Raw genomic sequence first — 13,515 nt, forward strand, 5'->3', positions numbered from 1 at the left:
TCAACAACGCGTGGAGCTACGCTCGCCCCGTGCCGAAACCAGAAGTGGACCCGACCGCGTCGCTCGAGTTCAGTGTGGACCGGAGCTCTCCGGTGCCGTTGTACTTCCAGCTGTCCCAGCAGCTCGAAGCGGCGATCGAGCACGGAGCGCTCACCCCCGGCAGCCTGCTGGGCAACGAGATCGAGCTGGCCGCCCGGCTCGGCCTGTCCCGGCCCACCGTCCGCCAGGCCATCCAGTCGCTCGTCGAGAAGGGCCTCCTGGTCCGCCGCCGCGGCGTGGGCACACAGGTCGTGCACAGCCAGGTCAAGCGTCCCCTGGAGCTCTCCAGCCTCTACGACGACCTGGAGGCGGCCGGCCAGCGCCCCGCCACCAAGGTGCTCGTCAACACGCTCGTACCCGCGACCGCCGAGGTCGCCGCGGCCCTCAACGTGGCCGAGGACAGCGACGTCCACCGCGTGGAGCGCCTGCGCCTCGCCCACGGTGAGCCGATGGCGTACCTGTGCAACTTCATCCCGCCGGGCCTGCTCGACCTGAACACCGCACAGCTGGAAGCCACCGGCCTGTACCGCATGATGCGCGCCGCCGGGATCACCCTGCACAGCGCCCGCCAGACGATCGGCGCCCGCGCCGCCACGGCCGCCGAGGCCGACCGCCTCGCCGAAACCGAGGGCGCCCCCCTGCTCACCATGCAGCGCGTCACCTTCGACGACACGGGCCGCGCGGTCGAGTACGGCACCCACACCTACCGCCCGACCCGCTACTCGTTCGAGTTCCAGTTGCTCGTACGGCCCTGAAGGGGGCGTGGGCGGAGTTCGGTTCGTCGCAATGTCAGGACAATCGGCTCGGGTCTGTGGGCACCGCCACACACGGCGCCCCCCGTTCCTCCCCCGCACAGCACCCTTACCCATGGTGAGGCACAATCGGGCCTTGATGAGCACCTACGGCAACTTCACCGCCCCCATAGGTTCCCGCCGTGCCCCCGCCCTGAGAACGGTAGGCACCCGGGAGCGCCGCTCCCACCTGACCGCACCCCGCGTGCCCACGGTCGGCATCGACATCGGCGGCACGAAAGTGATGGCGGGCGTCGTCGACGCCGACGGCAACATCCTGGAGAAGCTCCGCGCGGAGACCCCGGACAAGTCCAAGAGCCCCAAGGTCGTCGAGGACACCATCGTCGAACTGGTCCTGGACCTCTCCGACCGGCACGACGTGCACGCGGTGGGCATCGGCGCGGCCGGCTGGGTCGACGCCGACCGCAACCGCATCCTGTTCGCCCCTCACCTGTCCTGGCGCAACGAGCCGCTGCGCGACCGCCTCGCCGGCCGCCTGGCAGTACCCGTCCTGGTCGACAACGACGCGAACTCCGCCGCCTGGGCCGAGTGGCGCTTCGGCGCCGGTCGCGGCGAGGACCACCTCGTCATGATCACGCTGGGCACCGGCATCGGCGGCGCGATCCTGGAGGACGGCCAGGTCAAGCGCGGCAAGTACGGCGTCGCGGGTGAGTTCGGTCATATGCAGGTCGTGCCCGGCGGCCACCGCTGCCCGTGCGGCAACCGCGGCTGCTGGGAGCAGTACAGCTCCGGCAACGCGCTGGTCCGCGAGGCCAAGGAACTGGCCGCCGCCGACTCCCCGGTGGCGTACGGGATCATCGAGCACGTCAAGGGCAACATCGCCGACATCAGCGGCCCGATGATCACCGAGCTGGCCCGCGAGGGCGACGCGATGTGCATCGAGCTGCTGCAGGACATCGGGCAGTGGCTCGGCGTCGGCATCGCGAACCTGGCGGCCGCCCTGGACCCCTCCTGCTTCGTGATCGGCGGCGGGGTCTCGGCCGCCGACGACCTGTTGATCGGGCCCGCCCGGGACGCCTTCAAGCGTCAGCTCACCGGCCGTGGCTACCGGCCCGAGGCCCGTATCGCACGCGCCCAGCTCGGCCCCGAGGCCGGCATGGTCGGCGCCGCCGACCTCGCCCGCCTGGTCGCCCGCCGCTTCCGCCGCGCCAATCGACGCCGGGTCGAGCGGCACGAGCGCTACGGGCGGTATCTGGAAACCCGCCGCTCCGCCCGGGACAGCGCATGACCGCCTCGCTGCCGCGTCAGGCCCTGCCCCCGGACGAGCCGCCCCGGCCGGCCGAGGACCGCCGGCACAAGATCCGCCGCAGGGCACTCACCCTGCTCATCATCGTGCTGCTCATCGGTGTCCCGGCCGGCTATCTGGTGATCTCCGCCAACCAGAGCCGCGACAGCGGCAAGGACAAGGAGGCCAAGTACGCGGCGACCGGTCTGACCAAGGGCTGGCCGTCGCAGGTTCAGCGCCGCCTCTACCAGGTGCCGATGCCGCACCCCTCGGGCAAGGTCGCGAGCTACGAGACGAACAACTGGAAGACCAGCCGTCTCTACGTCCAGTTCCAGACCCCCCTGCGCAACCTCGACGTCTTCCTGCACGACATGGGCGTCACCCGCGCCGACCTGAAGCGGGGCGACATCACCATCAGCGCGCGCGACCAGAAGATCACCGGCTGGGACTTCACCAGCCCGGGCCCCTGGTACGGCCTGGTCCACGAGCAGAAGGCACCCAAGCCCACCCAGTACGTCATGATGAGCCTGGGGAACCGGAAAAACCCCTTCTTCTACGTCGTCTCCCGCACGGTTCCGTGACGCGGCGGGCCTCGGCGCGGCCGCCGGAGCCGATTGTCAGACCCCGCCCGTAGAGTCGAAGACATCTGATCCGACTCATGGGACGGGAGGTGACAGGTCGTATGCGCGACACGGCTGCGGTGGCCGCGCGGGCGGGGGAGGGGGAGCAGGGCGCGGGGGCGTCCGTGCCCGTCCGGCTCGCGGCCGTCTTCCTGCCCGCCCCGCTGCCCCGGGACGGCCGGATCGCCTTCTGGGATCCCGAAGGCGGCCCACTGACCGCCGGGGACACCGAGCTCACGGTCGTACGACCGCACGGCGCTGGAGTACGGCGCAGGACCGCGCCCGCGCTCTCCCTCCCGGTCGGCGAGGCGCTGCCCCACCTCGTCCGCGCCCGGCGCGACCCGGCCGCCCACCCCGCCACCGCCTGCTGGGGCGCGGCCGCACTGCACGCACTGCGGCTCGTCGCCCGCGGACGCCTGCTGCCCGGTCTGACGCCCACCGGGCACGACGCCTGGCGGGCCGGCCCCCTGGACCCGGACGACATCGCACACATCCGGTCGGTCGCCGCGGCCCTGCCGTACGAGGGCCACGCGGTCCCCTTGCCCGGACCCGGCCCGCTCCGGCTGCCCGAGCCGGAGGCGCTGATGCGCTCCTTCCTGGACGCGGTCGCCGACACCCTCCCGCGCACCCCCGCCGCACCGCACGCCTCCGGCAAACCCTTCGCCGACCGTCGCCCGCAGAACCTGCCCGAAGCCCATGACTGGGCCGCCGAGGTCGCCGCCGGAATGGACGCGGGCGTGCGCATCTCGCTCCGCCTCGACCTGTCGGCGTACGAGGTGTTCGACCGGGACGAGGGAGTACGCACCGCGGGCGCCGCGATCGTCCAGGTGCACAGCCTCGCCGACCCCACGCTGATCGCCGACGCGGCGGCCCTGTGGGCGGGCGAGGCGGACGCGGCGTTCGGGCCGCGCGCACGCGTGGACGCGGCCCTCGCCGTGCGGCGCGCGGCCCGGATCTGGCCGCCCCTGGACCGGCTCGCCGAGCAGGACGTGCCCGACGTCCTGCCGCTCTACGACGAGGAACTGGGCGAGCTGCTCGGCGTGGCGGCGACGAGGCTCGCGGCCGCCGGGGTCGCCGTGCACTGGCCCCGGGACCTCGCCCAGGACCTGAGCGCGGCCGCGGTGGTCCGGCCCGCACCGGGCTCCGCGACCGACGGCACCGGCTTCTTCGAGAGCGAGGAACTCCTGCAGTTCCGCTGGCAGTTGGCGATCGGCGGCGACCCGCTCAGCGAGGCCGAGATGGACGCCCTGGCCGAAGCCCACCGACCGGTGGTGCGGCTGCGGGACCGCTGGGTCCTGGTCGACCCCGCCCTGGTCCGCAAGGCCCGCAAGCGCGAACTGGGCCTGCTCGACCCGGTGGACGCGCTCTCGGTCGCGCTCAGCGGCAGTGCGGAGGTCGACGGCGAGACGGTCGAGGCGGTACCGGTCGGCGCCCTGGCGGCCCTGCGCGACCGTCTGACGGCCGGGGTGCGCCCCGCCGAACCCCCTTCCGGCCTGCACGCCACCCTGCGCGACTACCAACTCCGGGGCCTGGCCTGGCTGGACCTCATGACCTCCCTCGGCCTCGGCGGCTGCCTCGCCGACGACATGGGGCTCGGCAAGACGATCACCCTCATCGCGCTGCACCTCAAGCGCGCCCGCCGCGAGCCGACCCTGGTCGTCTGCCCGGCCTCCCTGCTCGGCAACTGGCAGCGGGAGATCACCCGGTTCGCGCCCGGCGTCCCCGTCCGCCGCTTCCACGGCCCCGACCGCACGCTGGACGACCTGACCGACGGTTTCGTCCTCACCACCTACGGCACGATGCGGACGACGGCACCGCGACTGGCCGAGCAGCGCTGGGGCATGGTCGTCGCGGACGAGGCGCAGCACGTCAAGAACCCGTACTCGGCGACGGCCAAGGCCCTGCGCACCATCCCCTCCCCGGCGCGGGTGGCCCTCACCGGTACGCCCGTCGAGAACAACCTCTCCGAACTCTGGGCGCTGCTCGACTGGACGACACCCGGACTGCTCGGCCCCCTGAAATCCTTCCGCGCCCGGCACGCGCGCGCCGTGGAGAACGGCGAGGACGAGGAGGCGGTGACCCGCCTGGCCCGTCTGGTCCGTCCCTTCCTGCTGCGCCGCAAGAAGTCCGACCCCGGCATCGTCCCGGAGCTGCCGCCCAAGACGGAGACGGACCATCCGGTGCCGCTCACCCGGGAACAGGCCGCTCTCTACGAGGCGGTGGTGCGGGAGTCCATGCTGGCCATCGAGACCTCGGACGGCATCGCACGCCGGGGCCTGGTGCTCAAGCTGCTGGGCGCGCTGAAGCAGATCTGCAACCACCCCGCGCTGTATCTCAAGGAGGAGGCGGTCCAAGGCGAACGGCTGCTCCCACGTTCCGGCAAACTCGCCCTTCTGGACGAGCTGTTGGACACGCTGCTCGCGGAGGACGGCTCGGCGCTCGTGTTCACCCAGTACGTCGGGATGGCCCGCCTGATCACCGCACATCTGGCCTCCCGGGCGGTCCCGGTGGACCTGCTCCACGGCGGCACGCCGGTCCCGGAGCGCGAACGGATGGTGGACCGCTTCCAGAGCGGTTCGACCCCGGTCCTGGTGCTGTCGCTGAAGGCGGCCGGCACCGGCCTGAACCTGACCCGCGCGGGCCATGTCATCCACTTCGACCGCTGGTGGAACCCGGCGGTCGAGGAACAGGCCACCGACCGCGCCTATCGCATCGGCCAGACCCAGCCGGTCCAGGTCCACCGCCTCATCACGGAGGGCACGGTCGAGGACCGCATCGCCGAAATGCTGGAGTCCAAGCGGGCGTTGGCCGACGCCATCCTCGGCTCCGGTGAGGCGGCCCTCACCGAACTGACCGACCGCGAACTCACCGACCTGGTCACCCTCCGGAGGCCGACATGACCCCGGGCCCGGCCGACGAGGCCCGCCGGGCCCTGAGGGAGGCACGGCAACGGGAGAAGCCCGGCACCGGAGGACCGGGGCAGGGGAGGGCTGCGGGCCACGAACCCGCATCCGAGCGGGACGCGGACCGGGAGTCCCCCGGGCAGGAGCAGGCTCCGCAGGGCCGCGAGGCAAGGCCCGCCGACGCCGCCCGCGCTGCGCTGCGCCGAGCGATCTCCGCCAGACGCGAAGCAGACGCCGACCCTGCCCCGGCGGGGCCGGTGTCGGAGGCCGCGGTCGCGGACACATCGGGGATGCCGCCCGGCGAGGATGCGGAGGGGCCTGCGGGAGCGGCGGTCTCGGCACGGCCGGGCGCCGACGGCGGGGCCACGGACGGCGTGTTGTCCGGCGCGGGACGGGGAGGCCCGGAAGCAGACGCTTCGGGCGTTGGCCCCGGTGAGAACGTCACCGCGGGCGGGCCTGTTGGGACGGCGGTCTCTGCACGGCGGGGTTCCGGTGGTGGTGGGGCCCGGTTCACGGATGCGGTGGCTTCGGGTGCCGGGGCGGGGGGCTCGGGCGGAGATGCTTTGGGCGTTGGGTCTGGTGCGGTTGCGGATGCCGGCGGGCATGGGGTGGCGGTCTCTGCACGGCGTGGCGCCGGCAGTGGTGGGGGCAGGGTGACGGACGCGGAGGTGTCCGGTGCCAGGGCGCGAGGCTCGGAGGGAGAGGCTTCGGGTATTGAGCCTGGTGCGGCTGCGGATGCAGGAGAGCCTGACGCGGCGGTCTCTGCACGGCGGGGTTCTGGCGGTGGTGGGGTCCGGTTCACGGACGCGGTGGCCTCGGGTGCCGGGGCGGGGGGCTCGGGCGGAGATGCTTTGGGCGTTGGATCTGGTGCGGTTGCGGATGCCGGCGGGCTTGACGCAGCGGTCACTGGACAGCGGGGTTCTGGCCGCGGCGGAGGTCGGTTCGAGGACGCGGTGGTATCGGGCGCCGGGGCGGGAGGCTCGCGGCGAGATGCTTCGGATGCTGGGCCTGGTGAGGTTGCGGATGCCGGCGGGCCTGACGCGGGCGGCTCTGCACGTGGAGGCTCTGACAGTGCCGGGGGCAGGGTTACAGATGCTGTGGTGTCTGGTGCCGGGGCGGGGGGCTCGGGCGGAGATGCTTTGGGTGTGGGGTCGGGGCGAGATGTTTCGGGTGTGGGGGCCGGTCAGGATGCGGATGCCGGGCGGTTGGCGGACGCGGTGGTGTTCGGTGCCGGGGCCGGAGGCTCGGGCGTTGGGTCCGGTGCGGACGCAGACGGGGATCGGCTCGCTTCGGCGGCAGGGGCTCACCCGGCCGGCGCTGGTGGAGGTGCTTCAGGCGGGGCGACGGACGGTGGCGCCCCCGGCCCTCTGCCGGACGACGCCGCGGTCGGGGTGGCGCCAGCGACCGCGGAGCGCCAGGGTGAGGCGCCGAGTTCCGTGCTGCCGGGCGCAGATGTGCGGTCTGCCGCCCCTGCAGGTGCGCGGCCCGCTGATGTCGCGCGTGAGGCCTTGCGTGCCGCGCGGGCGGAGATGCGCCAGGCCCGGGTGGATGCCGAGCGGGCCGCAGGCGCGCGTCGGGCGGGCGGCGGCGGGCCTCGACGCGCTGCCGGTGTCCAGGCGCGGGACCTGAAGGGGTTGCTTGCCGACGCCTTCCCCATGCCTGCCTCGGCGAGCGTGCCGGGAGAAGGCCCGGACGACAACCCCCCGGTGCGGGGGCAGAGTTCGAAACCCCGGACGCCCACGTCCAGTAAAGCCCCGCAGGCAGCCACCTCCGCCGAGCACTTCGCCGCAGCCGAGCGCCGCCCCGGCACCCCCAGCTCCACCCCGTCCCTCTTCCCCGGCGAATCCCCCACCGGCCCCACGGCCCCCCGCGCCCACTCCATGGCCGCCCCCGGCCGCGACAGCGAGTTGCGCCGTACCTTCCCAGCGTTCCCGGCCCGCGCCTTCCGTTCCCCGGCCTCCTCGGCTTCCCCGGGTTCTGCCGCCGACGCCCGGTTCGCGGAGACATGGTGGGGCAATGCCTGGGTCACGGCGTTGGAAGAGGGGGCGCTCGACGCCAAGCGGCTGGCGCGTGGCCGTAGTTATGCCGAGCAGGGCCATGTGGACGCCATCACGGTGACGCCCGGACTCGTACTCGCGTATGTGCAGGGCAGCCGCCCGCGCCCGTACCGCGTGCAGGTGCGGCTGCGCACGCTGGACGACGCCGACTGGGCGCGGTTCCTGGACGCGGCCGCCGAGCGGCCCGGGCACATCGCGGCCCTGCTCGACAAGGAGCTGCCCCAGGGCCTCGCCGACTGCGGAGTGCCGTTGCTGCCGGGCCCGCGCGACCTCGACCCGCACTGCAGCTGCCCCGATCGCGGCCACCCCTGCAAACACGCCGCCGCCCTCTGCTACCAGACGGCACGCCTCCTCGACGCCGACCCCTTCGTACTGCTCCTGCTGCGCGGCCGCGGGGAACGCGAGCTGCTGGACGCCCTCTCCCGCCTGAGCGCCACGCGCGCGGCCCGCGCCGCCCAGGAGCAGGAGCCGGCCCCGCTCCCCGGCGTGCGCGCGACCGAAGCCGTGCTGCCCCGCCGGCTACCGCCGCTGCCGGCCCCGTTGCCCGTCCCGCCGCACCCCGAGCAGCCCCCGGTCTACCCCGCGGCCCCGGGCGGCCCCGACCCCTTCGCGCTGGACCAGCTGGCGACCGACGCCGCCGCCCGTGCCCACGCGCTGCTCAGCACCGGCCGCGACCCGGTGGCGGAGCTGACGCTGTGGCAGGACGCCGTCCGGCTCGCCGCCGCCCGCCCCGGCTCCGGCCTCACGGCAAGCACCCGCGCGCTCTACGCCTCGCTCGCCTCGGCCGCGGGGCGCACCCCCGCCGAGCTGGCCCGAGCGGTCGCAGCCTGGCGGCAGGGCGGCCTCGAGGGCCTCGCCGTCCTGGAGGAACCCTGGGACCCGCCCGCAGGACGCTTCGACCGCGCCCGCCCCCTCCTTCTCGCCGCCGACCTCCCCGCCTTCAGACCCTGGCGCAACCACCTCACCCACCCCCGCGGCCACGTTCAGCTCCGCCTCGGCCGCGACGGTCTGTGGTACGCCTACGAGTCGGAGCCGGGCCACGACGACTGGTGGCCCCGCGGTACCCCGGACCTCGACCCGGTCGGCGCCCTCACGGGCCTGGGCACACCGAACGGCCTCTGAGCGCAGGCCGCACCCGCAGCCCTCAACTGCCGTGCGGAAGCCAGGTGCACGGCCCTGCGCAGCAGTCCTCCCGTCACAGAGCCCGGTGGGAGACGGTGAGCAGGTAGGTGCCGTAGAAGAGGGAGACGACGGCCAGGGCGCTGAGCAGGGTGACCAGGGTGCGCAGGCGGCTGCGCGCCAGATGCCGGGCGAGCGGGATCAGCAGCGGGAAGGCCGGCAGCAGGAACCTCGGCTTGCTGCTGAAGAAGTGGGTGCCGCCGACCGCCATCACGATGAGGAGCGCGCAGTAGGCGAGCAGGGGCAGGGGCATCCTGTTCAGGATGCAGAAGACGAAGAGCAGCAGGTAGCCGAGGACGAACGCGGCGGTCGCATAGACGACGAGGACGTCGTGACCGACGATCAGGTGCTTGAACGTGCGGGCGGTGTAGAGGCCGAAGTCGAACCGCGAGCCCCACAGGCTCTGTACGTGGAAGTAGCCGAGGGGGCTGTGGGTCCGCAGTCCCACCCAGCCGATGTAGCCCAGCCATCCGAGGGGAGCCATTGCGGCGGCCGCCCAGGCGCGTGGCGCGGTGGGCGCACCGGAGCGGCGCAACTGCCACAGATACGCGACGGCGCCGGTGACGACGGCGGCCGCCACGGCGAGGCCATTCGGGCGGCACAGCCCGGCCAGCACCGCCAGCGTCCCCGCGGTCAGCCAGCGGCGGGTCAGCACCGCGTAGAGCCCCCAGGCCGCGAAGGCGGTCATGACGGGCTCGGTGTACGCCATCGTCAGGATGATCGCGTGCGGCAGCAGCGCCCACAGCCCCACGAGGAGGATCCCGACGCGTCGTCCGTGCAGCAGCTCGCCGACCGCGTACACGCCCCAGGCGGCCACCAGGGCGGCAGTCCATGCGATGAGCAGCGCCACGTTGACCGGGCCGATCGGCAGCACCGTGTTCACCGCGCGGATCAGGCCCGGGAAGAGGGGGAAGAACGCCAGGTCGTTGTAGATGACGCCGTGCTTGGCGTGGACGATCAGGCCGTAGCCGTACTGCGAGATGTGCCAGTACCAGTGGCCGTCCCATTCCAGGCCGGCCACGGTTCGCGGGTGTCTGCCGAGGTGGATCGACCACAGGGTCGCCATGATCACCCCGGACAGCCGCACGGAGACGAACAACGTCAGTGCCGGCAGTGCCTTTCCCAGCTCGATACGCCACCGCCGCTGCTGGGGCGGTGGATCGAGTCTCGGCGCGATCCGCCGTGTGAGCGCGTTGCTCGTCTGCATGGGGCTGTCGCCCATTTCGACCTCCTTCGCTGCCCTGCATGAGGGAGCGGCCGGACGCCTGGTTCCATTGCTGAGAAATCTCTTACTTCGTGAGAATCAGTGAAATTCATGGTGAGAACGGACGGCAACCTTTGAAGGTCCCCCGGATCACATGTGCATGAAATCCAAGTGCACGGTCCTGGAGGCGCGGTGCGGCCGCAGGGGCCGGGACCTGACCGGTATCGCGAGCCTTGCAGTTGACGACCCGGGGTGCAAGGCGGACCGGCAGGTCATCACCTGTGTCGACACGGATTCCACACAGAGCCGTTTGGTCCCGTTCACCGTGCGCGCGGCCGACAACACCGCGGAGCTCGCCGCCGCCGGGGCGGTCAAGTCCGGCCGCCATGCGGGTGAATGGACCAGAGGCGGGCCATCGCACCACGGGCGAGCGGGGTGGCCGGAACCAGAGAGGTTCCGGCCACCCCGCTCGTCAAGGCGAGTTGTACCCCGGCCTACGGCCGCTCCGCCGCCAGCAGCGCCGGAAACGCCTCATGCAGGGCCTCGCGCCAGTCGCGGATCGGCTCGATCCCGGCGGCTGCCCAGCGGTCGTGCCCGAGGACGCTGTACGCCGGCCGGGGGGCCGGGCGGACGTAGGCGGCGCTGGTGGTGGGGCGGACCCGCTCGGGGTCCGCGCCGAGCAGCCGGAAGATCTCCCGGGTGAGGCCGAACCAGGTGGTCTCGCCGCCACTGGTGCCGTGGTAGATCCCCGCCGGGGCGGTACCCGCCAGCGCGGACTGCCCGAGGCGGACCAGCCGGTCGGCGAGGTCGACGGTCCAGGTGGGCTGGCCGCGCTGGTCGTCGACCACGTCGAGGGTGTCCTTGACCCCCTCCAGCTTGATCATCGTGCGGACGAAATTGCCGCCGCCCGCCCCGTACAGCCACGCCGTGCGCACCACATGGCCCGCGTCCGGGAGCGCGGTCAGCACCGCCTGCTCGCCGGCCAGCTTGGTGCGGCCGTAGGCACTGCGTGGAGCCGTCGGGTCGTCCTCCGCGTACGGAGAGGCGCCGTCGCCGGCGAAGACGTAGTCCGTGGAGACCTGGAGCAGTCTGGCGCCGGTCTTGGCGCAGGCCGCGGCCAGGTGCCGGGGACCGTCGCCGTTGATCCGCAGCGCCTCGGCCTCCTTTGTCTCCGCGTCGTCGACGGCGGTCCAGGCGGCGCAGTTGACCACCACGTCCGGCCGGTGTTCCGCGACGGCCCCGTGCACCGCCTCCGGGTCCGTGATGTCGAGCTCCCCCCGGGTCAGGCCGACGCTCGGCACTCCGTCGGCGGCCAGCCGGGCCAGGAGGTCCTTGCCGAGCATGCCGCCCGCACCGGTGATCAGCCAGGTGGAGGTCACAGCGCCGCCCGCTCCTTCAGGGGCTCCCACCAGGCGCGGTTGTCGCGGTACCAGGCGACGGTCTCCGCGAGACCGGTGGCGAAGTCCTTGCGGGGTTCGTAGCCGAGCTCCTCGCGGATCTTCGTGCAGTCCACGGAGTAGCGGCGGTCGTGGCCCTTGCGGTCGGCGACGTACTCGACGCTGGTGTCCCAGTCGGCGCCGCAGGCCTCCAGCAGCAGCCCGGTGAGCTCCTTGTTGGAGAGCTCGGTGCCGCCGCCGATGTTGTAGACCTCGCCCGGGCGGCCCTTGGTGCGCACCAGGTCGATGCCCTGGACGTGGTCGTCGATGTGCAGCCAGTCGCGGACGTTGCCGCCGTCGCCGTACAGCGGGACCTTCTTGCCGTCGAGGAGGTTGGTGATGAAGAGCGGGATGACCTTCTCGGGGAAGTGGTGGTGCCCGTAGTTGTTGGAGCAGCGGGTGACGCGGACGTCGAGGCCGTGGGTGCGGTGGTACGACAGCGCGATCAGGTCGCTGGACGCCTTCGCCGAGGAATAGGGCGAGTTGGGCTGCAGCGGGTGCGTCTCGGGCCAGGAGCCCTCGTCGATGGAGCCGTAGACCTCGTCGGTGGAGATGTGCACGAAGGTCTTGATGCCGGCCCGGTGCGCGGCGTCGATCAGGGTGTGCGTGCCGACGACATTGGTGCGGACGAACTCCGCGCCGCCGTCGATGGAGCGGTCCACATGCGACTCGGCGGCGAAGTGCACCACCTCGTCGTGCTCGGCCATCAGCTTGCCGACCAGCTCGGGGTCACAGATGTCGCCCTGCACGAAGGCGAAGCCCGGGTGGTCGCGCACCTCGTCGAGGTTGGCCGGGTTGCCCGCGTAGGTGAGCTTGTCCAGGACGGTTATCGCCACGTCCCCCGGCCCCTCGGGGCCGAGCAGCGTACGGACGTAGTGGGAGCCGATGAAACCGGCACCGCCGGTCACCAGGATTCGGGTTGTCATGAAGAAATCTGTACCTTGCTGTGGTCGCCGAGGACGAGTCGGTGGGCTGCGGGATTGCGGGGCGCGGGGGTGACCTGGACGTCGCGGCCGATGAGCGAGGTCTCGATCCGCCGTACGCCGGTGATGGAGGAGTCGCGCAGGACGATGGAGTACTCGATCTCGCTGTCGTCGATCCGGACGCCCTCGGAGATGGAGGTGAAGGGGCCGACGTACGAGTCGCTGATCACCGAACCGGGGCCGATGATCGCGGGGCCGACGATGCGCGAGCCGCGGACCTCGGCGCCGGCCTCGACGCGCACGCGGCCGATGATCTCGCTGGAGTCGTCGACAGTGCCCTCGACGCTCGGCTCGACGCTCTCCAGGACGGAGCGGTTGACCTCCAGCATGTCGGCGACGTTCCCGGTGTCCTTCCAGTAGCCGGAGATCGTCGTCGAGCGGACGTCCTTGCGCTGGTCGATCAGCCACTGGATGGCGTGGGTGATCTCCAGCTCGCCGCGCCAGGAGGGCTCGATGCTGCGGACGGCCTCGTGGATCGCCGGGGTGAACAGGTACACGCCGACCAGCGCCAGATCGCTCTTGGGCTGCTTCGGCTTCTCCTCCAGCCCCTTGACCCGGCCGTTCTCGTCGAGCTCGGCGACACCGAACGACGTCGGGTTGGGCACCTGGGTCAGCAGGATCTGGGCGTCGGGGTGTTCCGTGCGGAACTCGTCGACGAGGCCCGTGATGCCGCCGACGATGAAGTTGTCGCCGAGGTACATGACGAAGTCGTCGTCGCCGAGGAACTCGCGTGCGATGAGCACCGCGTGCGCGAGGCCGAGCGGCTTTTCCTGCGGAATGTACGTGACGTCGATCCCGAGCTTCGAGCCGTCGCCGACGGCCTCCCGGATCTCCTCGGCGGTGTCGCCGACGATGATTCCGACATCCGTGATGCCGGCGTCGGCGATCGCCTCCAGCCCGTAGAACAGGACGGGCTTGTTGGCGACGGGCACCAGCTGCTTGGCCGATGTGTGGGTTATCGGACGCAGGCGAGTGCCCGAGCCACCGGAGAGAACGAGAGCCTTCATGCGGCGCATCCTAACCGGGGTCCGGGGCAAGCACCGCTCCGTGCGTTTCA

General features: G+C 72.4%; 9 protein-coding genes. 5 read left to right on the forward strand and 4 right to left on the reverse strand.

The genetic code is table 11. The features are described from left to right. Positions 1-44: 44 nt before the first annotated feature. The 5 genes from ABD355_RS00665 to ABD355_RS00685 all read left to right on the forward strand — a co-directional run bounded on the left by ABD355_RS00665 (position 45) and on the right by ABD355_RS00685 (position 8,778). On the forward strand, positions 45-794 hold the full coding sequence (locus tag ABD355_RS00665) for a GntR family transcriptional regulator (protein WP_344398124.1): 750 nt from the start codon (positions 45-47) through the stop codon (positions 792-794). A 136-nt stretch (positions 795-930) separates the two neighbouring features. Then, on the forward strand, positions 931-2,079 hold the full coding sequence (locus ABD355_RS00670; RefSeq protein WP_344398125.1) for an ROK family glucokinase: 1,149 nt from the start codon (positions 931-933) through the stop codon (positions 2,077-2,079). Continuing rightward, positions 2,076-2,657 (forward strand): sugar kinase, encoded by a 582-nt coding sequence (locus tag ABD355_RS00675; RefSeq protein ID WP_344397948.1) that lies wholly within the window; start codon positions 2,076-2,078, stop codon positions 2,655-2,657. Before ABD355_RS00670 ends, ABD355_RS00675 begins: the two co-directional genes overlap by 4 nt. 101 nt (positions 2,658-2,758) lie before the next feature. Next, the gene (locus ABD355_RS00680; protein WP_344397949.1) at positions 2,759-5,596 is read left to right on the forward strand and encodes a DEAD/DEAH box helicase; all 2,838 of its coding nucleotides are present in this window, start codon (positions 2,759-2,761) and stop codon (positions 5,594-5,596) included. 1,532 nt (positions 5,597-7,128) lie between these two features. Next, positions 7,129-8,778, forward strand: a complete 1,650-nt coding sequence (locus tag ABD355_RS00685) for an SWIM zinc finger family protein (protein ID WP_344398126.1) — start codon at positions 7,129-7,131, stop codon at positions 8,776-8,778. Between the two features lie 73 nt (positions 8,779-8,851). On the opposite strand, the gene ABD355_RS00690 is transcribed toward ABD355_RS00685, so the two are convergent. The 4 genes from ABD355_RS00690 to ABD355_RS00705 all read right to left on the reverse strand — a co-directional run bounded on the left by ABD355_RS00690 (position 8,852) and on the right by ABD355_RS00705 (position 13,465). After that, positions 8,852-10,057, reverse strand: coding sequence for a hypothetical protein (locus ABD355_RS00690; RefSeq protein WP_344397950.1), 1,206 nt, complete (start codon positions 10,055-10,057; stop codon positions 8,852-8,854). Positions 10,058-10,533: 476 nt separating this feature from the next. Continuing rightward, complete coding sequence (rfbD, locus tag ABD355_RS00695; RefSeq protein ID WP_425585691.1) at positions 10,534-11,382, reverse strand: dTDP-4-dehydrorhamnose reductase; 849 nt, start codon at positions 11,380-11,382, stop codon at positions 10,534-10,536. 32 nt (positions 11,383-11,414) lie between these two features. Beyond that, positions 11,415-12,401, reverse strand: coding sequence for a dTDP-glucose 4,6-dehydratase (gene rfbB, locus ABD355_RS00700; protein WP_344397952.1), 987 nt, complete (start codon positions 12,399-12,401; stop codon positions 11,415-11,417). Beyond that, the gene (locus ABD355_RS00705; protein ID WP_344397953.1) at positions 12,398-13,465 is read right to left on the reverse strand and encodes a glucose-1-phosphate thymidylyltransferase; all 1,068 of its coding nucleotides are present in this window, start codon (positions 13,463-13,465) and stop codon (positions 12,398-12,400) included. Before ABD355_RS00705 ends, rfbB begins: the two co-directional genes overlap by 4 nt. Positions 13,466-13,515 lie beyond the last annotated feature (50 nt).

This window comes from Streptomyces longisporus, assembly GCF_039532765.1.
GTDB classification, from domain to species: domain Bacteria; phylum Actinomycetota; class Actinomycetes; order Streptomycetales; family Streptomycetaceae; genus Streptomyces; species Streptomyces longisporus.

Bases quoted from the DNA above. Each gene is read 5' to 3' on its own strand.
- ABD355_RS00690 (WP_344397950.1), bottom strand. From the start codon at position 10,057: ATGGGCGACAGCCCCATGCAGACGAGCAACGCGCTCACACGGCGGATC.
- ABD355_RS00685 (WP_344398126.1), top strand. From the start codon at position 7,129: ATGCGCCAGGCCCGGGTGGATGCCGAGCGGGCCGCAGGCGCGCGTCGG.
- rfbB (WP_344397952.1), bottom strand. From the start codon at position 12,401: ATGACAACCCGAATCCTGGTGACCGGCGGTGCCGGTTTCATCGGCTCC.
- ABD355_RS00670 (WP_344398125.1), top strand. From the start codon at position 931: ATGAGCACCTACGGCAACTTCACCGCCCCCATAGGTTCCCGCCGTGCC.
- ABD355_RS00680 (WP_344397949.1), top strand. From the start codon at position 2,759: ATGCGCGACACGGCTGCGGTGGCCGCGCGGGCGGGGGAGGGGGAGCAG.
- ABD355_RS00705 (WP_344397953.1), bottom strand. From the start codon at position 13,465: ATGAAGGCTCTCGTTCTCTCCGGTGGCTCGGGCACTCGCCTGCGTCCG.
- ABD355_RS00675 (WP_344397948.1), top strand. From the start codon at position 2,076: ATGACCGCCTCGCTGCCGCGTCAGGCCCTGCCCCCGGACGAGCCGCCC.
- rfbD (WP_425585691.1), bottom strand. From the start codon at position 11,382: ATGCTCGGCAAGGACCTCCTGGCCCGGCTGGCCGCCGACGGAGTGCCG.